Annotated in this window: 22 protein-coding genes; 14 read left to right on the forward strand and 8 right to left on the reverse strand. The window is 54.7% G+C overall.

What is annotated here, in order from left to right; genetic code table 11:
* The first annotated feature begins 370 nt into the window (after nucleotides 1-370).
* Complete coding sequence (locus QEH52_RS09340) at nucleotides 371-1,669, forward strand: integron integrase (RefSeq protein ID WP_308949952.1); 1,299 nt, start codon at nucleotides 371-373, stop codon at nucleotides 1,667-1,669.
* Nucleotides 1,670-1,774: 105 nt separating this feature from the next.
* On the opposite strand, the gene nrdG is transcribed toward QEH52_RS09340, so the two are convergent.
* From nrdG to QEH52_RS09360, 4 genes are all read right to left on the reverse strand, one after another.
* Nucleotides 1,775-2,245 (reverse strand): anaerobic ribonucleoside-triphosphate reductase-activating protein, encoded by a 471-nt coding sequence (gene nrdG, locus QEH52_RS09345; RefSeq protein WP_308949953.1) that lies wholly within the window; start codon nucleotides 2,243-2,245, stop codon nucleotides 1,775-1,777.
* A 7-nt stretch (nucleotides 2,246-2,252) separates the two neighbouring features.
* Nucleotides 2,253-4,430 carry an anaerobic ribonucleoside-triphosphate reductase gene (gene nrdD / locus QEH52_RS09350; protein ID WP_308949955.1) on the reverse strand — a complete coding sequence of 726 codons (2,178 nt, stop codon included), beginning with the start codon at nucleotides 4,428-4,430 and terminating at the stop codon, nucleotides 2,253-2,255.
* Between the two features lie 142 nt (nucleotides 4,431-4,572).
* Complete coding sequence (locus tag QEH52_RS09355; RefSeq protein WP_308949956.1) at nucleotides 4,573-5,454, reverse strand: SPFH domain-containing protein; 882 nt, start codon at nucleotides 5,452-5,454, stop codon at nucleotides 4,573-4,575.
* A 1-nt stretch (nucleotide 5,455) separates the two neighbouring features.
* Complete coding sequence (locus QEH52_RS09360) at nucleotides 5,456-6,421, reverse strand: SPFH domain-containing protein (protein ID WP_308949958.1); 966 nt, start codon at nucleotides 6,419-6,421, stop codon at nucleotides 5,456-5,458.
* 174 nt (nucleotides 6,422-6,595) lie between these two features.
* On the opposite strand from QEH52_RS09360, the gene QEH52_RS09365 reads away from it, so the two are divergent.
* The 3 genes from QEH52_RS09365 to QEH52_RS09375 all read left to right on the forward strand — a co-directional run bounded on the left by QEH52_RS09365 (nucleotide 6,596) and on the right by QEH52_RS09375 (nucleotide 9,503).
* Nucleotides 6,596-7,834, forward strand: coding sequence for a Y-family DNA polymerase (locus QEH52_RS09365; RefSeq protein WP_308949960.1), 1,239 nt, complete (start codon nucleotides 6,596-6,598; stop codon nucleotides 7,832-7,834).
* Nucleotides 7,835-7,970: 136 nt separating this feature from the next.
* On the forward strand, nucleotides 7,971-9,206 hold the full coding sequence (locus QEH52_RS09370) for a hypothetical protein (protein ID WP_308949961.1): 1,236 nt from the start codon (nucleotides 7,971-7,973) through the stop codon (nucleotides 9,204-9,206).
* Between the two features lie 144 nt (nucleotides 9,207-9,350).
* Nucleotides 9,351-9,503 carry a hypothetical protein gene (locus tag QEH52_RS09375; protein WP_308949962.1) on the forward strand — a complete coding sequence of 51 codons (153 nt, stop codon included), beginning with the start codon at nucleotides 9,351-9,353 and terminating at the stop codon, nucleotides 9,501-9,503.
* A gap of 63 nt (nucleotides 9,504-9,566) precedes the next feature.
* On the opposite strand, the gene QEH52_RS09380 is transcribed toward QEH52_RS09375, so the two are convergent.
* A complete protein-coding gene (locus tag QEH52_RS09380) occupies nucleotides 9,567-10,751 on the reverse strand; it encodes a hypothetical protein (RefSeq protein WP_308949964.1) in 1,185 nt (394 codons plus the stop codon).
* Nucleotides 10,752-11,006: 255 nt separating this feature from the next.
* On the opposite strand from QEH52_RS09380, the gene QEH52_RS09385 reads away from it, so the two are divergent.
* From QEH52_RS09385 to QEH52_RS09430, 10 genes are all read left to right on the forward strand, one after another.
* Nucleotides 11,007-13,241, forward strand: a complete 2,235-nt coding sequence (locus tag QEH52_RS09385) for a TonB-dependent receptor plug domain-containing protein (protein WP_308949965.1) — start codon at nucleotides 11,007-11,009, stop codon at nucleotides 13,239-13,241.
* A 3-nt stretch (nucleotides 13,242-13,244) separates the two neighbouring features.
* Nucleotides 13,245-13,802: a redoxin domain-containing protein gene (locus tag QEH52_RS09390; RefSeq protein ID WP_308949966.1), complete on the forward strand. Its 558-nt coding sequence runs from the start codon at nucleotides 13,245-13,247 to the stop codon at nucleotides 13,800-13,802.
* 153 nt (nucleotides 13,803-13,955) lie between these two features.
* Nucleotides 13,956-14,717 carry a DUF3450 family protein gene (locus QEH52_RS09395; RefSeq protein ID WP_308949967.1) on the forward strand — a complete coding sequence of 254 codons (762 nt, stop codon included), beginning with the start codon at nucleotides 13,956-13,958 and terminating at the stop codon, nucleotides 14,715-14,717.
* A 20-nt stretch (nucleotides 14,718-14,737) separates the two neighbouring features.
* A complete protein-coding gene (locus QEH52_RS09400) occupies nucleotides 14,738-16,153 on the forward strand; it encodes a MotA/TolQ/ExbB proton channel family protein (RefSeq protein ID WP_308949968.1) in 1,416 nt (471 codons plus the stop codon).
* 7 nt (nucleotides 16,154-16,160) lie between these two features.
* Nucleotides 16,161-16,745, forward strand: coding sequence for a MotA/TolQ/ExbB proton channel family protein (locus QEH52_RS09405; RefSeq protein WP_308949970.1), 585 nt, complete (start codon nucleotides 16,161-16,163; stop codon nucleotides 16,743-16,745).
* A gap of 43 nt (nucleotides 16,746-16,788) precedes the next feature.
* Nucleotides 16,789-17,187 (forward strand): ExbD/TolR family protein, encoded by a 399-nt coding sequence (locus tag QEH52_RS09410; protein ID WP_308949972.1) that lies wholly within the window; start codon nucleotides 16,789-16,791, stop codon nucleotides 17,185-17,187.
* 90 nt (nucleotides 17,188-17,277) lie between these two features.
* Nucleotides 17,278-17,934: an energy transducer TonB gene (locus QEH52_RS09415; RefSeq protein ID WP_308949973.1), complete on the forward strand. Its 657-nt coding sequence runs from the start codon at nucleotides 17,278-17,280 to the stop codon at nucleotides 17,932-17,934.
* Between the two features lie 60 nt (nucleotides 17,935-17,994).
* Nucleotides 17,995-19,344 (forward strand): tetratricopeptide repeat protein, encoded by a 1,350-nt coding sequence (locus tag QEH52_RS09420; protein WP_308949974.1) that lies wholly within the window; start codon nucleotides 17,995-17,997, stop codon nucleotides 19,342-19,344.
* 225 nt (nucleotides 19,345-19,569) lie between these two features.
* Nucleotides 19,570-20,253 (forward strand): hypothetical protein, encoded by a 684-nt coding sequence (locus QEH52_RS09425; RefSeq protein WP_308949975.1) that lies wholly within the window; start codon nucleotides 19,570-19,572, stop codon nucleotides 20,251-20,253.
* A gap of 63 nt (nucleotides 20,254-20,316) precedes the next feature.
* Nucleotides 20,317-20,985 (forward strand): hypothetical protein, encoded by a 669-nt coding sequence (locus tag QEH52_RS09430; RefSeq protein ID WP_308949976.1) that lies wholly within the window; start codon nucleotides 20,317-20,319, stop codon nucleotides 20,983-20,985.
* A 4-nt stretch (nucleotides 20,986-20,989) separates the two neighbouring features.
* Here the strand turns inward: QEH52_RS09430 and QEH52_RS09435 are convergent, their stop codons facing one another.
* The 3 genes from QEH52_RS09435 to QEH52_RS09445 form a co-directional block, all read right to left on the reverse strand.
* Nucleotides 20,990-21,730, reverse strand: a complete 741-nt coding sequence (locus QEH52_RS09435; RefSeq protein WP_308949978.1) for a hypothetical protein — start codon at nucleotides 21,728-21,730, stop codon at nucleotides 20,990-20,992.
* 95 nt (nucleotides 21,731-21,825) lie between these two features.
* On the reverse strand, nucleotides 21,826-22,464 hold the full coding sequence (locus tag QEH52_RS09440; RefSeq protein WP_308949979.1) for a PEP-CTERM sorting domain-containing protein: 639 nt from the start codon (nucleotides 22,462-22,464) through the stop codon (nucleotides 21,826-21,828).
* 46 nt (nucleotides 22,465-22,510) lie between these two features.
* The gene (locus tag QEH52_RS09445) at nucleotides 22,511-23,998 is read right to left on the reverse strand and encodes a hypothetical protein (RefSeq protein ID WP_308949980.1); all 1,488 of its coding nucleotides are present in this window, start codon (nucleotides 23,996-23,998) and stop codon (nucleotides 22,511-22,513) included.
* Nucleotides 23,999-24,087: the final 89 nt, after the last annotated feature.

Genomic DNA, 24,087 nt, shown 5'->3' on the forward strand with positions numbered 1-24,087 from the left:
CTCTGGTAATAGTTCTTTTCATTATTCATATATCAGTTCTTACTATAGTGGACTTTAACCACATTTACACCGTGCCCATGCTGGGCACACTCCAGACGGAGCTATCAACTCCGTTCGCTGCGCTCACTGCGTGATACACTTCTACGATGCATTCTGACACAGTGCTTATTTTGTCGCACTCAATAGGGGTGAACAATTGAGCATTTCTTCCTTGACTGGGTGCTGGAGGTGATCGTATGTTCACTTTACTATGAGCGCTGTCAATTTTCCCAATTGGCGCTCTTGCTTGAGATCAGATGTGGATCTTAGCGAGCAAGAGCGTGCTTCTTTCGAAATTACAATTCGTTGGTTCTTAAGTTATTGCAAATCTATGAAAGCAGGGGCGGATTTTGAGCGAGCCTGGGGGTTTATTGATTTTGCACGTGAGCAGAAGCAGGCTAGTGAGTGGACAATTGAGCGTTGGAAGGAGGCGATTCGCTGGTTCTTTCGTCAGGGAAAGGCTCGAGCAGGAGCTCGGGCGGAGGGGGCGATGCCTGCGAAAACGACGCCTGCGAGTGCTGCTCTGGGGGCGGGGGTAGTTTCGGGGCGAGGTCAGGGCGAGGCCTCCGGGGCAAAAAGTGCCCAACAGGGGCTGGGTGATCTCAATCTTCAGACGCCAAAAATACGGCGTGGCCCGCGTGGTCCTGCCATGCAGGCGGCGCGTTTGAAAGCTTCGGAGCCCGAATGGCGCTTGCAATGTGTGCGGGGGATACGCATACGCGATTTCAGTTACTCGACGGAGAAGGCGTATTTGCATTGGTTGCGGCGTTTTGCGACTTACTGGAAGACGGACGCTTTGGAGTCTCTTGGGGAGAATGAAATCAAATTATACTTGGACCATTTAGCAGTCAAAGAGCGTGTGAGTGGGGGCACGCAACGTTTGGCCCTGAATGCGTTGGTTTTTTATTATCGAGACGTGCTCAAGCTGGAGTTGGGTGATTTTAGTGATTATAAAAAGGCGACGGGGTCGAAGCGGATACCGGTGGTGCTTTCGGTGGAAGAGATTCGGCGCACGCTTGCGTGTATGGCGCCGGAGCAGGCGCTAATGGCTCGCTTACAGTTTGGTGCGGGCTTACGTATTTCGGAGCTGGTGCGTCTGCGGGTCAAGGATGTGGACTTCGAAAATCAGCAGTTGATCGTTCGTGGTGGAAAAGGGGATAAGGATCGTGTGACACTGTTGCCGGAGTCGTTGATTCCGCTGCTAAAGGCGCAGCGGGATCGAGCGCGTGCGCTCTACGAGGCGGATCGTCAGCAGCGTGTAGCAGGCGTCTGGCTGCCGGAGGCACTGGCGCGTAAGTTTCGTCGTGCGGGTGAGCGCTGGGAATGGTTTTGGTTTTGGCCTGCTGCGGGTCTAGCGGCAGACCCGCGTGCTGCGGGCACGGTTCGTCGGCACCACGTGGTTGCAAAATCCTATGGGTATGCCGTTACAGTGGCGGCTCGGGAGGCGGGCATCGCGAAACGGGTGACTTCGCATGTGCTGCGGCACAGTTTTGCGACCTTATTGATGCGCAACGGTACGGACGTGTGTCAGGTGCAAGAACTGCTCGGGCATGCCAATCTCGAGACGACGCGGATCTACTTGCATGTCGAGGGCTCGAAGCGGCCGAATAGCCCGGCGGATGCTTTGTGAGCGTGCGCATCGTTAGATTTGGATTTCGCATAGAAACTGGAGCATGCTTGAAGCTTAATTCAGAGGTCAGAAAACAGAAGATTGAACCCAAACGATGCCAACGCGTCATCTGGGCTGAAGCTCTAGAATCCGTTGATTGGCGGAGCCGCGGAAGCGGAGGCTGGGGTCGGCTTGTAACTGTATGAAGGGGCCGTCGATGAGGACGTCGACGTAGTCGAGCACGGCTTTTTGCGCGGGCGTGAGGTCTTCCAGTAGATAACCGGTCCATAGCCAGATATTTTTTTCGGGGCACTCGGCTTTGACGCGCTGCACCAGCTGCAGTATGTCGGCGCAATTGCCATGAAAGAGCGGGTCGCCCCCGGTCAGGGAGAGGCCATGGCGTGGGATGCGGCTGTCTTTGAGGTCGGCTAGGATGCGCTGGATGAGCGCCTCGGTGACTGGGTGACCGGACTCGGGCGACCAGGTGGACGCGTTGTAGCAGCCGGGGCAACGATGCTCGCAGCCTGAAACAAACAGAGTGCAGCGGTTGCCGGGCCCGTTGATCACATCGAGCTCGATGTAGCGATGATAGTTCATCTTCGAACTAGAGGTGCTTGGTGCGGCGTTTGACTTCCTCTTGCTTGCCGGCGTTGAAGGGGCGGGCGTCGGGATTGCCGAGGTAGCCGCAGACGCGGCGAGTTACGGAGACACGGGCGGGATCGTGATTGCCGCAACTGGGGCAGGTAAAGCCTTTGGCCGTGCACTCGAACTCGCCGGTAAAGCCGCATTCGTAGCATTCGTCGATGGGTGTGTTGGTGCCGTAGTAAGGCACACGGTCGTAGCTGTAGTCCCAAATCGCCTCCAGCGCTTCGAGGTTGTGCTGCATGTTGGGGTATTCGCCGTAGCAAATGAAGCCGCCGTTGGCGATGGGCGGGTAGGCATACTCGAAGTCGAGCTTGTCGTAGGGGTTGACCTGCTTCTCGACGTCGAGGTGGAAGCTGTTGGTATAATACCCCTTGTCGTTGACGCCAGCGATTTGGCCAAACTTCTTGAGATCCAGGCGGCAGAAGCGGTCGCAGAGGTTTTCACTCGGAGTGCTGTAGAGGCTAAAGCCGTAGCCAGTCTCCTCCTTCCAGCGGTCGACGGCGGCACGCAGGGCTTTGACGATGGCGAGCGATTTGCCGCGCAGCGCCTCGCTGTCGAAGACGTGAGTGTCGCTGCCATAGAGCGCGTTGATGCACTCGTGCAGGCCGATATAGCCGAGGCTAATGGAGGCGCGGCCATTTTTAAAGAGCTCCGAAACCGGCTGCTCGGGCTTGAGCCGCACGCCGCACGCGCCCTCCATATAGAGGATCGGCGCCACGCGGGCAGGCACATTCTGCAGGCGGGCGATACGCGTATCGAGCGCTTTGCGGGCGAGCTGCAGGCGTTGCTCTAGGATATCAAAGAAACGTGCCTCATCCCCCTGCGCCTCCAGGGCGATGCGGGGCAAGTTCAAGCTGACCACCCCGAGATTATTGCGGCCTTCGTGGACTTCTTTGCCCTCCGACTCATAGGCCCCCAGAAAACTGCGGCAGCCCATCGGGTATTTGAAGGAGCCAGTCACCTTGACCGTCTGATCGTAATTTAGAATGTCGGGATACATGCGCTTGGACGCGCACTCGAGGGCCAGTTGCTTGATATCGTAATTCGGATCACCCGGCTTGCGGTTGAGCCCCGCTTTGACGCCGAAGACCAGCTTGGGAAAGACAGGAGTCTTACCCTGTTTGCCCAGCCCTCGGATACGATTACGCAGGATAGACTGCTGGATCAGGCGTGCCTCCCAGCTCTCGCCAAGGCCGAAGCCGAGGGTGACGAATGGCGTCTGCCCGTTGGAAGTGTGCAAGGTGTTGACCTCGTACTCGAGTGATTGAAAAGCATCGTAGCACTCCTTCTCGGTGAGCGCTTGAGCGTAGGCCTCGGGGTCGGCGACCTGCCATTGCTTGGCGGTTTCGAGGTGTTTGCCATAGCTGATCGTGACATAGGGCGCCAGCACCTCGTCGATGCGGTTGATGGTGGTGCCGCCATAGATGTGGCTGGCGACTTGGGCGATGATCTGCGCCGTGACCGCGGTGGCAGTCGCGATCGAGCGCGGCGGCTCGATCTCCGCGTTGCCCATTTTGAAACCACGCGTGAGCATCTCTTCCATGTCGACCAGCATGCAGTTAAACATCGGGAAGAAGGGCGCATAATCCAGATCGTGATAGTGGAGATCGCCTGATTCGTGGGCAGCAACGACATCCTTGGGCAGCAGGTATTGCTTGGCGTAGTGCTTGGCCACAATGCCGGCCAACAAATCGCGCTGGGTCGGAATCACCCGCGCATCTTTATTCGCGTTTTCGTTGAGCAGTTCCGCATTGCTCTGCTCGACCAGGCCGTGAATCTCCTGGTTCAGCTTGCTGACACGCTCGCGAGCCACGTCGCGATCGTGGCGATACTCGATGTAGGCACGCGCGATCTCCTTGTGCGGCCCCGCCATCAGCTCGTGCTCCACCAAACTCTGGATTTCCGTCACACAGGTCTCTTTTTGACCCAGGAATTTAGCCGTCACCAAGGCAGTCACTTGGCCCGCATAGGCGAAGTCGTCGATACCCGCCGCATGGCCCGCCTTGTAGATGGCCTGAGCGATGCGTTCGAGTGAAAATGGGATAAAACTGCCATCCCGTTTACGCACAAGGGGATAAGGAAGTGATTGCGGAGTTTCAAATAAAGTTGCCTGAATTGCACTAGATGTCGTAGCCATGCCACCAGGGATGCCCTACATCTAGTGCTCGTTAAAGTTCAATTTGCCTCCACAACATGAGTATAAGCGAACGAAACAGGCTCAAAAAGCAGCGTTGATGCGCCGCCGCCTATTTCATTCTTAGGCAAGCATCCCCTCGCGATTAGCTATTCAAAAGAATGCCTGCGCCCCCTTGCGAATCGCCGGTATTGAGGATGATCTTACCGTCGCTTTTCAGCGTCGCTTGCAGATCCAGCAAATCGAATAAGACAGCAGCAACATCCTCGCTTTCACGAATCTCAGAAAGCGCCTCACCCACAATTTTAGGGCGAACGGCTTCAGCTTGCCCCAGCCGACGGGAGGCTTCTTTCTCGGCATTGGAACTGATAATGGCGACCCGATTCTCCCCGTCCTGCCGCATCGAGGCAGTCACTTGCCGCAGGCGGTTCACCACCTTACGCTCAATTTCTTTGATCATGCCCGCATCGCGGAAAGCAACTTTGCGGATATAGGTCGAGCCCAGGGTGAAGCCCCACTGCTCAGATGTCGGGGAAACTTCCTCGCGCACCTTACGCGAAAGTGCGTCACGATCCTCAAGCAGCACATCTAACTCTAGATTCGATAGTTGCTTGATCACGGCGGTGGACACGTTGGCCGACAAAGAGCCCACCGGATCCGAATTTTCGAACAAGTAAGCCGTAGGATTACTGATGAAACACTCATACCAAATCCCCACGCCCATAGGGGCCCCTTCGGCGGAGTTGACCAATTGATTGCGGAGATAATGCTGATAAATAGTCGTGGAAACCGTATAGACCTTCCCAAAGAAAGGCACCAAGAAGGTGCGTAGCCCGAAACACTTGAAGGGCAAATTGATCCCGGGCTCTTCAAGTGTGCCGATCACTTTGCCAAAGAGCGTGTAGACCAACACTGTCCGCTCCGGAATCACACGCCAAAGTTGAGCCGATCGCCCTATGTTATAAACAATAGGAATCGCGACTAAAGTGATGACACCGCCCAAGATCAGAGAGACTAAATAAGACATGTTAAGCTTTGTCCGAATTGAGGTTGATAATCGTTTGGGAGGCCTTCTTGCGTAGCGGCAAGGAGGCATTGCGCAGGTAGGAGTCTAGAGCCGCTCGTCCGCCATTGGCATACATCTGCGAGAGCGTCTCGAACAGCTCGCGCAGCGGAGCGGCCTCTGCATTGGCCTGATTTTCTGCGATCAAGACCGCCTGCTCCGCCATCTTTAAGCGTTGATCCGCCTCCGCCTTGGCTTGAGAGATTTCGGCGGCCACATTGTTGCTGGTGGTATTAATCGAGGCCAGCGCCTCATCCACTTCATTGGGCGGATCAATGGTCGTGATTAAAGCAGCATCCAATTCGACCCCATAGCGGGCCGCGGTCTTCTTACAAGCCTGCTCCATATATTGATTGATCGTCGAAACATTTTTACGCAGGTCATTGATCGAAATAAATTCAACGAGTTCTTGCTCACTGGAATTCGCGTCAGCGCCGCTGAAAGTGGCGATGCGGTCTCTTAAAACCGAAATGAAATAACCCATAATATGCGCCTGGGGCGACTTCACGCCAAAGACATAGGCATAAAGATTACGCTCACACGGGCGCCAGCGAATCTGCCCGGTGATGGCCACGGTCAGATTGTCCTTAGTCACCGACTCGATCGACTCCTGAGTGATGTCCGGATCCCAAGTGATGTCCGTGGTTTGAATCGTCATGTCCACTTTTATCAATTGCTGCCATGGCCACTTAAAGTAGGGCCCGCCGGGCTTAATGACACGTATCATCGGGTAATCGTAGCGCAGTTTCTCGGCCTCAGAGAGTAAGCCGCCAAGCTCGGGGTCTTCACTGATCAACTGCGCGCCCAGTCTTTGCGCTCGACCGAAGGTTGTTAACACGCCGCGCTCTGTCGGGCCGACCGTATACACTCCGAATAAGAAAACACCCGTGGCTGCGAGCGCCGCGCCTAAGAGAAGCATGAAAATTTCCATAATATATTTTTGAGGAGCCGGTCAAAAGACCGTCACAGACAAGCTAAACTCTCCCTACAATAAAAGTCACGAGCATAACGTTTTATTATGAGCGTTTATGCTCCACACAAAAGACGTGAACATAATTACACTTAAATATTGTCATTGATCCGCCTTCGCTCTCATTCTTAAAGCATGGGACTCCGCTATTTATTCATCGATTTCGACAGTTTTTTTGCTTCGGTGGAGCAGCAATTGCAGCCAGAGCTCCGCGGCAAGCCCGTGGGCGTGGTGCCTTCGCTCAACGTGGCGACGACCTGCTGCATCGCGGCCAGCTACGAGGCCAAGGCCTTCGGCGTAAAAACCGGCACGGGGGTGCGCGAGGCGCGTGCGCTGTGTCCGGACATCGTGTTTGTAGAGGCAGGACACTCCAACTACGTTCAGGTGCACGAACAAATCAAGCAGCTCATCCATCAAATCATCTACGTCGACGCGGTGCTCTCGATCGACGAAATGTATGGCCGCCTACCGCCACATTGGCAGCCGTTGGCAGTGGCGCGGGGCAAAGCCATGGAGATCAAGACCGCGCTCGCCGCAGAAATCGGCCCACACATCCGCGCCTCGATCGGACTGGCCCCGAACCGCTTTCTAGCCAAGCTGGCCAGCAAGCTGGAAAAACCCGACGGGCTGACCACGCTGGACTTCGACGAGCTTCCCGAGAAACTGTATCGCTTCGACTTGAGCGACATCACCGGGATCGGGCGTCGCATCGAGCGGCGGCTCCACACCGCCCGCATCATGGACATGCAGGCCCTGTGCGCGGCCAGTCGGCGTAAGCTGCACCGCATCTGGGGCGGGATCGAAGGCGACCGCATGTGGTATGCGCTGCGCGGTGTGGAAGTGCCCACGGTGGAGACACAGCGCAGCAGCATCGGGCACTCGCACGTCTTGCCACCCAAGCTACGCAGCTTGCACGGGGCCCATGCCACGCTGCACCGCATGCTGCAAAAGGCCTGCCTGCGACTGCGGGCGATGGACTACTTTACCGGGCAGCTAGAGCTCGGCGTGAAGTTCGGCTTCGAATTCAGCTGGGGCGCGGAAACGCACTGCTTCCCCACTCAAGACAACGTGGTGCTGGGCAAATTGCTGAACGAACTCTGGGCGCAACACCCTGGCGACCTACCCGAGCCGACCAAAGTCAGCGTGACGCTCACACGCCTCGAGCCGCTGGCCGCGCACACGCCCTCGCTCTTCGCCGAAGACAACCAACCGCGCCGCATGCAGCTGCAACACGCCATGGACAAAGTAAACAAGCGCTTCGGCGGCCGCACCCTCTACTACGCCGACGCCATGGAAGCGCAAAAGTCCAGCGAAGCCGCCCCGATGCGTATCTCGTTCAACCACATTCCCGATCTGGAGCTAGAGCGCGGCTAGAACCAAGAAAAAGACAAATGAAACCGTTACTGACGACTAAACCTGCCCAACTTCTAGAGCAGTCGCGGCGTCACAGCTAAAGGTCGTTCAGTATTTTGTAGACTCGGGACTCGTAAACATTTGGAGTATTTAGAACATGGCATGGCGCATTGCAGACTACATCGAACGGGGCGAAATTGATAACCGGACAAAGGGCCAGGTGGTCGGGCAACTTTGGCTGAACGGGATCGAGGAGCCGATCATCTTGGAGCTAACAGGCAACCCCTATCGCGACCTCGCGGGGCAGCAGCTGCGTTTCAAAAACCCAAAGCCCAAGCCCATGCCCGAAGACCTCCGCGATTTCGCTCGAGAGCAGACGGGCGTCGTGGGCGACATCACTGCCGCGCGCAAGGTCAAGATTCTCGAAATAGAAGACGACGAGCTTGAGCACTACTACACGAATAAAATCCCCATGCCCTATCATTGGGGCAACTGCCTCTACCTGGAGTGGCACAGTGTCCGTAATGGGCGCGTCGTGATCGAAGCTGCCGACTACGAACTTGTGGTCGAACCGGAGGCCGCCTGGCAAATGTCCGAAGCAGAAGAAGCCGATCAACTCCAAGCCAATGCCCGGGCCATGATCCATTTCATGGATCAGTTGGTTGAAGCCGCCGACCCTGAGGATGACGACGAGGACAGCCCTCAAAGCGAAATCGAAGCCAAGGCCGACGCCGACACTGCCCGCTCGGGTCTGCTCAATGACCGGGTCATCGAACGCCTGAAACAAGACGAGAACGCCAACGCGGAGGACTACTTCCGCATTCTGGAAGAAGAGCGTGAGCGCATGCGCCTCGAGCGCGGCGAGTTCGAGTTCGAGCTCGACCCCTTCAAGCAGAAGAATGCAGCCGAACAAGACGCCGTCATCGATGCCCAGAATGCTGATTTTGAAGAAGCCATGGCCAAAGAAGGCGAGCCGCCCGAAATGGAGCCCGACCCACTTTACGAGCAATGCCGCGAGCTAGGTGAACGCATCCAAGAAGATATCGAACATAACGACTGGCTCCCCGAAGGAGCCCAGGAAGAGCATCCACTCAATGCGCTCCGACACGGTACTTGGTTCGCCTCTGCAAAACTAGCGGGAGCCCTCAATGGACGAGTGGACGAGTGGCCACCTCATCCACTCTTTGCCGGCGACTGCCTCGTTCGCCTAAAAAAAGCGCGCGGCTACTTGAAAGACGCCCTCGCAGCGCTCGACGCGGTCGAGGGCGAGAAGTTGACCGGTCCCGATTGGACGCCCCCGATCCGGGAGGAACTCCAATATGTGCTCCACGAAGTCAAGGGCTTCATCAACGAAGTTCGCGACGTCCTGCGATGGGAAGAAGGCAAGCAATGAGGGCCTAATGATGGTCCTGCTCCCGACCAGGAAGGCATCCGGTGACATTCATAAAAATATAGATCGGCCCATGCGGGGCGATTCCGACCCAAATGATTGCGATGGCGTACGACTCTCCCGCGAGAGCGAAGGGTGCAATACGTCATGGACAAAGTAAACAAGCGCTTCGGCGGCCGCACCCTCTACTACGCCGACGCTATGGAGGCGCAAAAGTCCAGCGAAGCCGCCCCGATACGCATCGCCTTTGGCCACATCCCCGACCTGGAGCTGGAGCGTGGGTGGGATTATATAAGTTAACAAAAAAAAGCGCCTCTCCGCGAGGAGAAGCGCTTTTCGATTATAATATATTAAAAACGAGGCCTACTCGCTGGGCGCAAGCACTTCAGGCAGTGGGCGATCTGTGGCGGGGGCACTGACCTGTTCGACTTGCTCTGCAGTCACCGCCTCCGCATCGACACGCGCTTGCACGACCGGCTTGATAAAAGTCGGCAGGAAGAGTGCCAGCATCACGGCCACCGCAGAGCCGAGGAAGGCTTTACCCGCATCGCGGAAGATCATGTTCGAGACCTTTTTCTTCTTACGCAGCTTCAGGCGTAGCGCGATCCCCACCTCACGACCGGCCAACAGACCGAGAAAGACCCAGGTGGTGCTCATCGGCATCTGCTCCGGCCATGGCACATCCATATCCATAGCCGCAAAGAGCTTAGGAATGTAGTCGACCTTAAAGAAGAGTAACACCATCCCGTAGAGTAGATCGATAAAAGTCGCCGAGCGCACATCGATGGTATTGGTCTTAGTGGTGACCACGCGCTGAATCGCCCCGCCTTTTTCACGGAATAGATAGCCCTGCAAGAGCACCATGCCGCCAAGCGCACAAACCAAGCCTACCAGCGAGAGCTCACGCGGCAAATAAACAAAAATATTGGCCAAATCCTGGATCAGCCACATCGACCAAAGAAAGCCAGTCGAGCCCCATTGAAAGATCATCCAAAACGGGTGTAACTCATTGTGCGGCCCCTCGCCATCTCGCTCCGCGGCTACCTTGCGCTCCATCAAGTAAATGACCAACCAATACAGAGCCAGCCCCAAAGCAAAGGCAATCGCATAGCCCACTAAGGACTTCTGCATCATTGAGTTAAACAGGTCGACCGCATCCTTCGGCGTCTTCCCCTGCTGCGCCGCGACCAGCCCCTTAAAGCCAGTCAGAACCAAGAGCGAAGTGCTCACCGGGATCCCCATCCGCGTCAGAATTACCAAACAAAGCGGCGGAATCACAAAGAGCCAGGTGATCGCTCCACCAAAGGCCTTCGGGTGGGCGATATTCTTGCCCGCAGCCGCAAGCCGCCCAAATGCAGGATCCCCACCATTCACTATCCAGCCCCAACTCACAGTCACCACCATGATTCCGGAAATCCAGATCCACAGCGTCCACCAGGGGCGCTTGCTATTAGAGGACAAAAATGTCCCCAGAGTTTGGATCGAGTCATTTGCAACGATCGCGTACGCAGCGAGGGCAAAGCCCAGAATCATGAATATATCAGACATAAGAAAATAGTAAGACTCAGTCTGCACAGGATTTCGCCGTAAAATCCAGCCGATTATGGCAACAATTCCGTCAAATAAACACGACGCTACAAAATTAAATGGCTTAAGATTCCACACTCTAATTACACCGACGCGCACCGCTTAAGTCAGGTCCGTTGCCGGCACTAACATCCTCAAAATTCTCCTGACCTAACTTAATTTTTGAACCAACTAAGTTATTGACAATAGCCAAACCATTCATTTTGAGTCATCAAAATGAACAAAGATGCCAATCAAACAAATCTGTATTCTCGAGCTTTTTCGAGCCGAGCGATGCAGCTCTCCAGCCTAATGCTCGCCTCTTCGGCAGCATTCACAAGCTACGGGCAAGAAAGCCTCCAAGACGGCGACAACGAAGTCTACGAACTAAAGGACTTCACCGTCGTCTCGACCGGCACCCGCACGGAGCGGCTACTCATCGACGTGCCGATCAAAACGGAAGTGCTCGGCAGCGACATCTTTGAGTCCGCCGCGATCACAGAGCTGGGCCAGGCACTGGAGTTGCTCAATGGCGCCCGCACCGAGGCGAACTGCCAAAACTGCGGCACCGCCGAGATCCAACTGCTCGGCCTGCCGGGCAACTACAACCAGATTCTGGTCGACGGTCTGCCGCTCTTCACCGGCGTGGCCGCGGTCTACGGCATCGATCAGGTGCCCACCATCGCCATCGACCGCATGGAAATCGTCAAAGGCGGCGGCTCCGCGCTCTACGGCCCCGGCGCCGTGGCGGGGGTGGTCAACTTGATTCCGGAGGAGCCCTACGAAAGTCACACTCACATCGACAGCACCTTTCGCAGCACCGACGGCGAAAGCCCGATCTACCAGAGCCAGTTTGCCAGCTACTACGTGAACGAAGACGGCTCTTTCAAGGCCTCGCTCTACGGCCTCTACTCCGACCAAAACGAGTATGACCGCGACGGCGATGGCTTCACCGAAATGGTGGAACGCGAAAATCGCGTCATCGGCACCAACCTATGGTGGACGCCCACCGATCGCACCCGCCTGCGCGGCAACTACCAATACATCGGCGAAGAGCGCCGTGGGGGCGACAGCCTCGGCAAACCGGAGGAATTTGCCCAAGTCGCCGAAGCACTCGACACCGATTACCACTGGGCGACGCTGGCCTGGGATCAGCAACTGGCCGACGACTGGAGCATGACGCTCTCCGCTGCCATGGTCGACTTCCAGCGCGACAGCTACTACGGCGGCACTGGCGGCGAAATCATCGATCCCGCCAGCGACGTCATCGACTACAACAACCAAACCGTCAACGGCGGCGGCAATGCCGAAACGGAAGCCTTCTTCGGCAATCCCACCGACGGCACCGGCGGGGGCGCCTACAATAGCTTTGGCCAGACCGACACACGCTCCTACATCTTCGACGCCAAGTTTCAATACGATGCCGGGCAAGTCGGCGAAACCGGCGAGCACCGCTTCGTATTCGGCTTTCAATATGAGACCGAAGCGATCAAAGACGACCAGCTCAACGCTGAAGGCGACTTCCTCGCCATGCTGCACGACGACAGCTTTAGTAACCTCGGCTTCTTCCTGCAAGACGAGTGGCAGCTCAACGACCGACTCGAAATTGTGCCCGGCATCCGCATCGACAAGGCCAACACACTCGACAACTGGGTATTCTCCCCACGCATCGCAGCTCGCTACACCGCCAGCGACACGGTCACCCTGCGCTCCAATCTCAGCAGCGGCTTCCTCGCCCCTCGCGTCTTTGACGAAGACATCCACATCGAAAACATCGGCGGCACGCCGCGCGACATCGTGAATGCCGACGAGCTCAAAGAAGAGCGCTCCTACACCTTCGCGCTCGGCCTCGACTACAGCCCCGCCTCCTTCCAGGGCCGACTCAAGACCTCGGTGCAAGCTTACTACACCATCCTGAAAGACTCCTTCGACCTCGACGAGAGCACACTGCGCATCGAAGGCGGACGCGAGAAGATCGACCGCGTCAACACCGACGGCTCCACCATCTTCGGCATCGAGCTCGACGCCGCCTACCAGTTTAACAACAATTGGTCAGCCAATGCCGGGCTCGCCTTCAGCCAAGCGCGCTACGATGAGGAAGACGCCGACCGCGGCACCGACCACTACAATAAAACGCCCGACTGGACCGGACTGGTGCAGCTCAACTACGACAACGACGACCTCTTCGACGCCTACCTCGCGCTCAAGTGGACCGGCGAGATGTATGTCGACCGCCTCGACTCTGTTACAGAGCCCGGCGTAGAAAAAAGCCCACAGTTCTTCGTGGTCGATCTCGGCATCAGCAAGAAGTTCGAGTTCGAGAGCTACGACCTCACCCTACGCGCCGGCATCAACAACGTGCTCGACGCCTATCAAGACGACCAAGAGTCCGGCTTTGAGCGCGACCCCGGCTACGTCTACGGCCCGCGCACACCGCGCACTTTCATCCTAGGCGCCCGCATCGACTTCTAGCGCATGCCCATCGCTACAGCCATTCGTGTCATAAGCTCCCTCTGGGGCGGCGCCTTACTCGTCGGAACGAGTTTGAGTGCCGTTCCAGTAGGGACAAGGCTCGACAACCCAGACGACCGACGCCGCATCGTTCAAGCCCAGGGTTACCGCTTGCTCCAGTCCGAACTGCGGCCCGAGGTGGAGGTCGTTATTTTCTTTTATTCCGCCTCTTGGTGCGCGCCCTGTAAACAAGCCGCCAAAGCGCTCAGCCAAGCCTACCCCGACATCATCACAGCCGAGCCGCGAATAGAGGTGCTCACCTACTCCGTCGATTTCAGCGCCGACGCGCGAGCCGACTATCTACGCGCGGCAAACTATCCATGGCCCGCCATCGCACCCGAGCGGATTGGCAAGGCTCCATGGCCCGACAGCATCGCCGGCGGCACGCCACAATTTCAAGCCTTTGCCATTTCCGAGCAAGGCTGGCAAGCGATCACCACTCCCGGTGACGCACCCACTGTCTTCAAGGCAGCATTTACGTTTTTAGCCATAGACAATACGGACACAATCGCAGCTCCCTAAAAGCAATAATCGATCTTCACATGTTACTGAAAATCTCTTTCAATACCAGCAGATAACCCGGCTGTAACAAAACCGCCACAATTCCGACACCCAAGCTTAACGATAGAGCCCTTTCTTTTAAAAATGCTTTCTGCTATCGAATCTCGCTCATCTATGAAAAAACCACTTTTACAAATCCTGGCATTGGGCTGCGCCCTCGCACCATTTAGCCTATCCGCACAAAACAAGGTTACAGAAACGCGCGATACTTTGGATAAATGGGTCGAAACCCGCCAAATCATCTCCAAGGAGAAATCAGACTGGAAAATCGAACAATCCATTCTAGGCGATACCGTGCAACTGCTGAGCAGTGAATTGGCGCGCCTCGAAAAGTCCCTGGAAGACCTTGAAGCCTCAGCCACCGCGGCTGACGAGGATCGCAGTCAACTGGCCGCCGAAAAAGAAGCCCTCAGTGCCGCGGCCGCCATCGTCGAATCCCAGATAGGCACGTTGGAAACTCAACTCAAACGCATTATTAAAGCACTCCCAGAGCCACTGATCAATAAGATCAAGCCGCTGGTGCGCCGCCTGCCCGACGATCCTAGCGACACAAAACTCTCGCTGGGCGAACGTGTGCAAAACATCGTTGGCATACTCAGTCAGGCCGATAAATTCAATACCACGCTCACCGAAACCAGTGAGTCACGCGAAATCGCCGACGGCAAAATCGTCGAAGTGCGCACCCTCTACTGGGGACTCGCCATGGCCTACTACGTAGATGCCTCTGGCGAATATGCCGGCATCGGCTACCCGGGCGCCGACGGCTGGGAATGGCCACAGCTTGAAGGCAAGGGCCCCGAAATCAAACGCCTCCTCGACGTCTACGAAGGCGCCGAAGCCATCCAATTCGTCGAAGTGCCCGCACGCATCAACTAAAGCTCAACTTTTGCCACACCATGCAAACCACCGCTAAATCCATCTTTGCTGCGATCTCATTGCTCGCACTTCCTTTCGGCCTCGCCAGCACTTCTCAGGCGCAGTCCTTTAACTCCGCCAGCGAACAAGCCAGCAGCGATCTCAAAAGCGCGCTCACGCAACTTGCAGAGACTCGCGCCGAAATCGCCACCGACAAGATTCCACTCATCCGCGAAGTCTCTTCGCTAGAAGATAAGGTCAAGCAAAAGACCGACGAGCTCAACCGCCTGCGTCGCCTACGTGACAACAGCGACCTCGGGCTCAACCGCCTACGCGATCAAGTCGAAGCCATGAACGCGCAAAATGAATACGCGGCTGGCCTACTCGACGAATTTGTGCGCTCCTTTGAAACACGCATCGACTACAGCGAGGTACAACTCTACTCCGAAGCCGCCGAAGAAGCCCGCCTCGCCCTCGACGACTCCGACATGTCCCAGGCGGATCGCTTCAGCAAACAAATCGCAGTGATCGGTGTCGCACTCGACCGCTTAGAGCAACTCACTGGCGGTTATACCTTCGAAGGCAAAGCGCTCGCTCCCACCGGGGAGATTGAAGAAGGCACCTTCGCAGCCTTCGGCCCCTCCGTTTATTTCGCCTCCAAACAGTCCGCGCTCGCAGGCACCACCTTCAGCAAGCTCAACGCCGCCGAAGCCGCCATTGCCGTGCCCGGCGAAGCCTACAGTGCTGGCATTCGCACCTTCATTGAATCCGGCCAAGGCAGCATTCCCGCCGATGCCACACTCGGCAAAGCACTCAAGATTGTGGAAGGTAACGACTCCATACTCGAGCACCTGCAAAAAGGTGGCAGCGTCGGCGTCGTCATCATTGGCCTCGGTGTAATCTGCTTATTACTGGGAGCCTTCAAGGTGATCGAAGTCACCGCCTTCAAAACTCCCGCTCCCGAAGATGTGCAAAAGATCATCGGTCAAATCGAAAACGGCGACCTCGCCAACGCACGCACCACCGCCGCTGGCATCCCCGGCAAAGGCGGCGCACTTCTGGTCAAAGGTGTCGAGTTTGCCGACGAAAAACGCGGCACTTTGGAAGAAATCCTCTACGAGAAGATTCTCGCAGTGCGCCCTGGTTTAGAACGCTTCCTGCCCTTTATCGCACTCACTGCGGCCGCCGCGCCACTCCTAGGCCTACTCGGCACTGTGACCGGTATGATCAAAACCTTCAACCTGATCACCATCTTCGGCACCGGCGACGCCAAGAGCCTCTCCTCCGGTATTTCCGAAGCACTGGTCACGACCGAGCTGGGGCTAGTGGTCGCCATCCCTGCCTTGATTATTCACGGCCTGCTCTCACGCATGGCCCGCCAGAAGATCGGCGACATGGAACAGACAGCTGTCGGTTTCATCAATGGCGTCATCGGCGCACGTAACAAAGATAAATAAAGCGACCATGCTCGAAAAAATCATAGACATTTGGTTCAGTGGCGGATGGGTCATGATCCCGCTCGCACTCCTTGCCGTCTTGATTTATTCAAACGGCATCCAGCTGCTGCTCTTTTTAAGTAAGGGTAACATTCAACTCGGCCACGAGAGCGAATGGATGACTTGGATTTATAACCCCTCGCAGGCCAAAGGCCGCGCGGGCGAAATCATCCGCTACACCCAGGAAAACGTGACCGCCGCCAAACATGTGCGCAACCGCTTCGAAGAAGTGCGCCAAACCATGCTGCACAATATCGAGCGCCGTCTCATTTTTCTGAATACACTCGTCGCCGCCGCACCCCTGATGGGGCTGCTCGGCACTGTGATCGGCATGCTCGGCACCTTCGCCGCCATCTCCAGTGGCGGCGGCGCCGAAACAGCCGCCATGGTCGCAGCTGGCATCTCCGAAGCACTCATCACCACCCAGACCGGCCTCTTCGTCGCACTTCCCGGCATCTTCCTCACCCTAATCATTCGCCGCCGCAAACACGCCGTCGAAGCCGCACTCGCACGCATCGAATCACTCAGCCTCACGAAGCTGCAACTCGACTAAGCGAATTCCTCATTCCTAATTTTTAATTCCCAATTTTCAAACCATGCGCCGCAACCTAGCATCCGATGACCGCGACGACGTAGAGATCAATCTCTCGCCGATGATCGATATGGTCTTCATTCTTCTCATCTTCTTCATCGTCACCACCGTGTTCGTGGAAGAGACCGGCGTCGAGGTCAACAAGCCCGAAGCCGCCGCTGCCGTTCAACTAGAAAAGAACAGCATCCTGATCGCCGTCACTTCCGATAACAAAGTGATTTACGGTGGACGCGATATCGGCGTCGGCGGTGTATCGCCCATCGTCAAACGACTCACCTTACAGGAAGACATCCCCGTCATCATCCAAGCCGACGCAGGCGCCAACCACGGCATCTTCGCCCGTGTCTACGGCGAAGCCAAACTCGCAGGCGCCAAATCCATCAACTTCTCCACAAAACGCTAAGCAGCGCTACGACGCTGCGACGCTGCGGTTCTCTAGTTTTCAGTTTCACACACCCGAGCTCCGACACTCTCGCACTCGCAACTTGTTACAATGGCACAGATCTATCATCCACCACAACACCGCAAAAGCATGACAGCCGCAGGCTCTCTGCTGGGCATCGGCATTAGTGGACTCCTCTTTCTCGCCATCCCGCTGACGCAGATCTTCACCACCTACGAGAAATCTCCTGAAGAGATTGAGGCGCTCGACATTGCACCCCCCCCTCCACCGCCACCGCCAGAGGATCCACCGCCCCCCCCCGAACCGGAACAAGAAGAGCCGCCACCAGAACTCAACACACCGCCTCCGCCCATATCGTTGGAACAGCTCGACATGGCCCTCAACCCCGGCACGGGTAACTCCATGGCCGGCGACTTTGCACTGCCCAGCTTCAATGTAAACAGCAGCGATCTAGGTGGTCTGGAAATTTTCGAACTCGGCGATGTCGATTCGCCCCCGCAACCACGCACTAAAATCGAGTTCAGCTATCCCGCAGCCGCAAAACGCAAGGGCATCACCGGCGTGGTCAAAGTGGAATACGTAGTCAACGAAAACGGGCACGTCGAAAAGATCAACATCGTCGAATCGCCCAGCAACATTCTGTCCAAAGCCACCGAAGAAGTGCTCCAACGCGCCCGCTTCGAGCCCGCACAAAAATCCGGCCGCGCCGTAAAAGTCCGAATGCGCGCCGCCATTCCATACCGATAGAAATAGTTAACCAGTTTTCGGTTTATCCGTTTCCAGTTTTAAAATTCAGCACATTTCCAAATGAACAAGATCACCGCACTTCTCTTCGCCGCAGGCATCACAGCCAGCTCGCTCACAGCGCAATCCAATATCAATAACCAACTTTGGAGCGATCCGAGCTTCCAGAAAGAGTTCCTCGGCAGCTATGGCTTCCTCGCCGGAGCCGAACCACAAATCTCCGATGAAGAAAAAGAAGCCCTGCGCAATCTCATCGATCTAATCAAAGCGAGCCCCAAAGCAGCCATTCAAGCCCTGGAACCACAGATCACCCAAAGCAGTAGCGCCGCCTTCGACTTCATCCTTGGCAACCTTTACTTTCAAGATGGCAACCTCTCCAAGGCCGAACAATACTACGGCAACGCAGTGGTCAAGCACCCCGATTTCCGCCGCGCCTACAAAAACCTTGGTCTAGTGCAAGTGCAACAAGGCAACTTCGATAAAGCCATCAAAACCATCTCCAAAGCACTCGAGCTGGGCGAAGTCGACGGACGCTCGTATGGACTCCTCGGGTACGGTTACCTGACACAGGAAAAATACTATCCCGCTGAAGCCGCCTACCGTCAGGCCATCCTAATGCAACCCGAGGTCACCGACTGGAAGGTGGGCCTAGCCCGCTGCCTGCTCGAAACAGAACGCTACGCCGATGCGATCGCACTCTTCGACACCCTACTACTCGACGATCCCAACAACGCCGACTACTGGATGCTGCAAGGCAACGCCTACCTCGGCAAAGGCGAATCACTCACCGCAGCCAAGAATCTGGAAATGGTGCGCCGCATGGGTGCAGCCGAACTCAGCACACTCACATTGCTCGGCGACATTTACATGAATAATGCCTCCCCCGACTTGGCACTGGAAGCCTACTTGGCCGCCACCGAGCAAGCCACAGCCAACGACAGTCAGGCACTCCTACGCGCAGCCGATCTGCTCACCCGCAGTGGCAACTATGAACAGTCGCAAAAGATCATCGCTCAAATCCGAGCAAAGCTCGCGCTGGCAGAGGACGATGAACTCACGCTGCTCACCCTCGAAGCCAAGATCGCTCGCGCACAAGGCGACGACCAGGCCGCAGTCGAACTACTTTCCAAGATCGTCGAACGCGACGCCCTCAATGGCGATGCACTCATCGAACTAGCTAATTTCTATGCCGACCAAGGCGACATGGCCAAGGCCATCAACCGCTACGAGCAAGCCGAGAAAATAGAAGCCTTTGAACGCGAAGCATTGGTTGCACACGCTCAGGCCCGCGTCCGCAACGGCGAATATAAAGAAGCCCTGCCCCTGCTACGCCGCGCGCTACAGCTTAAGTCCGACAGCAATCTGGAAGACTACGCACAACGCGTCGAAAAAGCCGCTCGCAGCCAAGGCTAAATCCTTGCTCACGCGCCAAGCCGTCACTCAATCGACACCCGATATCATCCCTCCCGTCACGGCACCGTCACGGGACACCTAAGCTTCACTAAAGTCACCTCCATGTTCATTGCTCGCCAACGCTAACTGCGCTAGGATGATGCAGTGAAAACAATACTTAAATTCGCCCTTCTGCTGACACTATTAGCTCTAGGAAATATCACAACAGCTACTGAATCGCCGGCGTTGAATAACATTCTACAAAAGCACTTAGAAGCCACAGGAGGGCCGAAAAACTGGGATTCTGTCGAAAGCATTCGACTCAGTGGTAGCATTGAGCGCCAAGGTAAGACAGTAGATCTCGTCATAGTCAAAAAGCGCCCCAATCAAATTCGAGCCACCATCACCATCCCCGGACCGAATAACGAAATGTATCAAATGATTCGTGCGCATGATGGCCACAATGGATGGACCGCGACAAGACTCGCTGGAGCCACTGAAATGGTCCGCAAGCCCCTCGATGACGAGGCCGCGTCAGATTTACTCGCCGACTCTGGAGTCCTGCCACCACTGGTCAAATTGTGGCGTGAAGGTGCAAGAATACAATTAGCAGGCACAGAAAACTTCGAAGGAGAAAATGCATTTGTGTTGGAAATCGAACAAAGCGAGAAGCAGCATACACATCGTTTCTTTGTATCCAGAGATAGCTATCACTTACTGGCGCATCACATTCAAACACCTACAGACATAACAGAAACTTCATTTTATAATTACACAGAACGTCAAGGCGTCTACCTTCCGACTCGCACTACGATGAATGCAAAAAGCACAGGAACATCCATAATGCATGTGAAATCAATTGAGATCGGTGTCGGCATCTATAAAGAATATTTCAATGCTGGTGATCCGCTACAAACTGCGAACTACTAAACTCTCTCATAAACAGCTGCGTGATGAGTCAGCAGAATAGAAAGGCGCAGGCGCACAACATCCATGAAAACCAGATTAATAAATCATGTGAAGCACCTCACACTGCGCACTCACATAGCATGCCTTTCACTCGGCTCCCTATGCGCCAGTCCGATGGACGCCAGCTTAAACATAAACGAAGGCGTGCCGATTGAAATCCGAGGGATCATGGCCTACCAAGGTCAGTACCAATTTTCAGTCTACAACGAACAGACCCGCGCACGCTCATGGGTCGCCATCAATCAAAGCTTCGCAGGGATACAGATACACGCCTATGATCCCCAAAACATGATAATTCATGCCAGTTACGGGGGGCAAGAAGTCACTTTGTCTTTAGCCCGCCACTCACAACGTCCGAATATCATCCAGATCTATCGTGAAGAAGAGCTTGAAGAAAACTCACTTCCGAGCATCTCAAGTAAAGCTGAAATTCCAGCCCTGGTTGCAGCCTATGAGGAAGCCCAGCTGGAAACACTCCCCGAAGCCACACACCCGCTTTATGAGCTGCTGAAGCAGACCACAGCGAATCGTGTCCAAAGCTATAAGGGCGAACTCGAAGCCTCGTTAAACCCCAAGCCAGAGGCCACAGCAAGCGAACTAAGTGCACGCATCAGTAGCCAAAGGGGCCCCAATAATGTCAACTCCCGCCCGTGGGCCTCTGACCACATCGAGCTACACGGAGCACCGGAGTAAGGTTCTATTTATCAGCGACAAATGCCTGAATCGCATCGAGCCCGGCAGCCTTCGAAAGCACCCGGCCTGAAGAGCTGACCTCGACAAGGACTGGCATTTCGTCCGATGCGGAGTAATGCTGAAAACTCTTACAATAGCCGGCAGATAAATAAGCAGGCATCGCTTGGATACTAGGCTTTACAGAGTCCGCGATCGCTTGAATGCCTGCCTTACTCGCAGCTGTATCCAAATAAACTGCTACTGTTACCTTGCGACTAGTCTCATCTAAAGAGCGATAATATCCGTCCAATCGCAGCACGGCCTCTAGTAGCTCAGGCTCAGACGAGTCACCATATAACAAAAACCAATTCTGTGTCTCCACGACATCCTCCTGCCTAAGCGGGTTTTGCCAGACACTCTCTCCCGTCATAATACGATTGGCTAAAAAGTAGGCCATACGAGGCATATTGGGAACATTGTCAGTATTGCGCTCACGCTCGATTTCAGCCTGAACATTGGTCTGCTCCAAAGAAAGCTCGTAATGACCAACGCGCGGAAATTCCGCTAGCAATTTTCCATCGTCCAACGGACGTATCAAGACAAAGCGCGTATCTGCCGGGATGACCCGATCTCCATTCTCAGGCGTGTAGTCCTCGACCAGCTTAGCGTAAAAAGGCAATGAGGCTTCCTTAGCCTCACTAAATATCGAGGCCGACAACACCTGAATACCCAAGAAAAAACAGTACAAAACGATTGAATATTTCATTCGATAAAAAATTGGATGACAATGAAGCATGTTCACAAAAAGGCACCCTCGATTAAAGAGGGTGCCTTTGAAAAGGAACTTAAACCGAGTAAGGTCTACTTACGACGACGAGTTGCAGCAACACCAAGTGCAACAGCACCGAAAATCGCAGCGAAGGCCGAAGGCTCTGGAACCGCTGTTCCAGTAATTGCGAAGTTATCGTAATCGCCTTCAAGGGTCGGAGTGAATGTGTAAACACCATTCGCATTGTTATCAAATGCACTCAGGTCCACAGTTTCCAGTGCCCAGCTACCACCGTCTGGACGATAAGCATAATACAATGTGAGATCGCTATAACCCGCACCTGAAAAATTCAGAGTGAAGGTATCATCTCCAGTTAAAGAGCGGAAACCTTGTTCAGCACCCCCAGTATTCTGATCAAACGCAGTGAAGCCAGATGTTCCAGGAGTGTCGATATTCAGCTCGCTCATGAAATTGCTGAACGCATTATTAGCGGATGTATCATTCGCCGCCATAGTGAAACCAAACTCAGCCTCACCAAAGTCACCTGGATTGTTAAAGTAAGCAACTGAATGACTCCAAAAGGAATTCGCAGTATTTTTTTGAACACCCCAATTGGCGGTTGATGAAGTAGCATTAGCAGCGAGACCGTCAAAGTCCCAACCTGCCACAAATGTTTGTGCAGAGGCAGACGCGGCACTCAGAACAAGAGATGCGATAATTATGTTTTTCATTTTTGTAATATAATAATTAATTTTATAAAGGAAACGTCACCGAAGTTTACTCAGCGAAATATCCAAGCTGTGAAGGAACCGTCCAACCAGCAGTCCAAGTGTCACCCGTAGGGTCGAATGCACCCTTGTAAGATACGGCATCGAAGAAAGTGCCGATGTATGGCTCAAGATCCTCAATAACTTTACCGTAGTTAGCAGGCTTAAGATAGACACCACCAACTGAATAACGCTTCGCAGTTGAAAGCACGGCGTAGTTTGTGAAACCACCAAGGTAAGGATTGTCGAATGTGTTACCTCCAGTGCTCAGTGCCAAATCTGCTGCGCCTGCATCGTGATCAGCAACTGTCTCAGTAGCAAATAACCCAGCATCGCGATACCAGATGTTGTTACGGATATTAAGCAAGCCGTTCTCAAGCTGAGCAACCGAGCTAGTGCTTTCAATTTCACCCGATCCAACGGTGCCATTGATATCAAGCGAAGCGATACCAGACTCAACAATGATAGAGTTGAAGAGGCCACCAGCTCCATTTGCGTCGTAGTCGATTTGACCACCGCCGTTGCCGCTCTTCACATCTTCACCTGTGCCGATAACAGTCATGTTGTAGATAACAGGCACAGCGTAGGGCTTCGCACCAGCTTGGTCGTCACCGTCGAACTCGCCACCTTTGTCACCATCAACACCATTGTTAGCGAGAACAGCAGCCCAGAATTGGCCGAGACCCGAGAAACCTTGGTCGTAGTCGAAAGCGTCGTCGTTGTTGTATGCAGAAAGAAGATACTTCGAGTTAACGGTACCACCGAACCACTCGAAGCCGTCATCCTGACCAGCGATCACCTCGACATATTCGAGAACTGTGCCAGCGCCAACGCCACCCATGGTCAGACCATTGATTTCGTTGTCAGCAGAAAGATTGAAACCACCGTTACGGATAGAAACATACTTAATGATACCGCTGCTGTCATGGGGTGCATCACCACCATAAACACCATACATGTTAGGCTCGACATCCTCAACACTTGGCTCAACCAAGCCTTCGATGAAGTCCGTGCCAGCGACAAGAAGCGCATTGGATGCGGACTGATCGTTATTGATAGGTGCATTACCCAAAACGATCACACCACCCCAAAGACCAGTTACAAGCGTATCGCCAGCAACAGGAGCTGTAGGTGCATTCTTGGGATCAGGATCACCCTCGAAAGTGAAAATGATCGGGTCCGATGGAGTGCCAATCGCTTCGATTTGAGCACCACGTGTAACCACCAAAGTGCCGGGCTCTTGGATCACATTATTGGAACCATCTTTAACACCAATCTTACCATAGATAACTGTACCTTCTGGAATTGTCAGCGTGCCATCTGTGACATAAACAATCTCAGTAAGAAGATATTTGTTAGCAGAATTCAGTGTAACGTCACCAGAGATCGGACTATCGATCTCGAAGTAACCATCAACATTAGCTGAAGTCGCAACGCCAGCATAAGTAGCTGTTGCTGAAAACGCTGCGAGAGCAGTGAGTGAAGTGATTTTTTTCATTTATATTTACTATCTAAGTAGGAATTACTTTGTTTGTTTTGTCCCTGCTTCTTGCAGAGGCACCTAGTATCCCAGAAACAAATAACAAG

Origin of the sequence: Thalassobacterium maritimum (assembly GCF_031127805.1) — a bacterium.
In the GTDB taxonomy this organism is placed as follows: Bacteria; Verrucomicrobiota; Verrucomicrobiia; order Opitutales; family Coraliomargaritaceae; genus Thalassobacterium; species Thalassobacterium maritimum.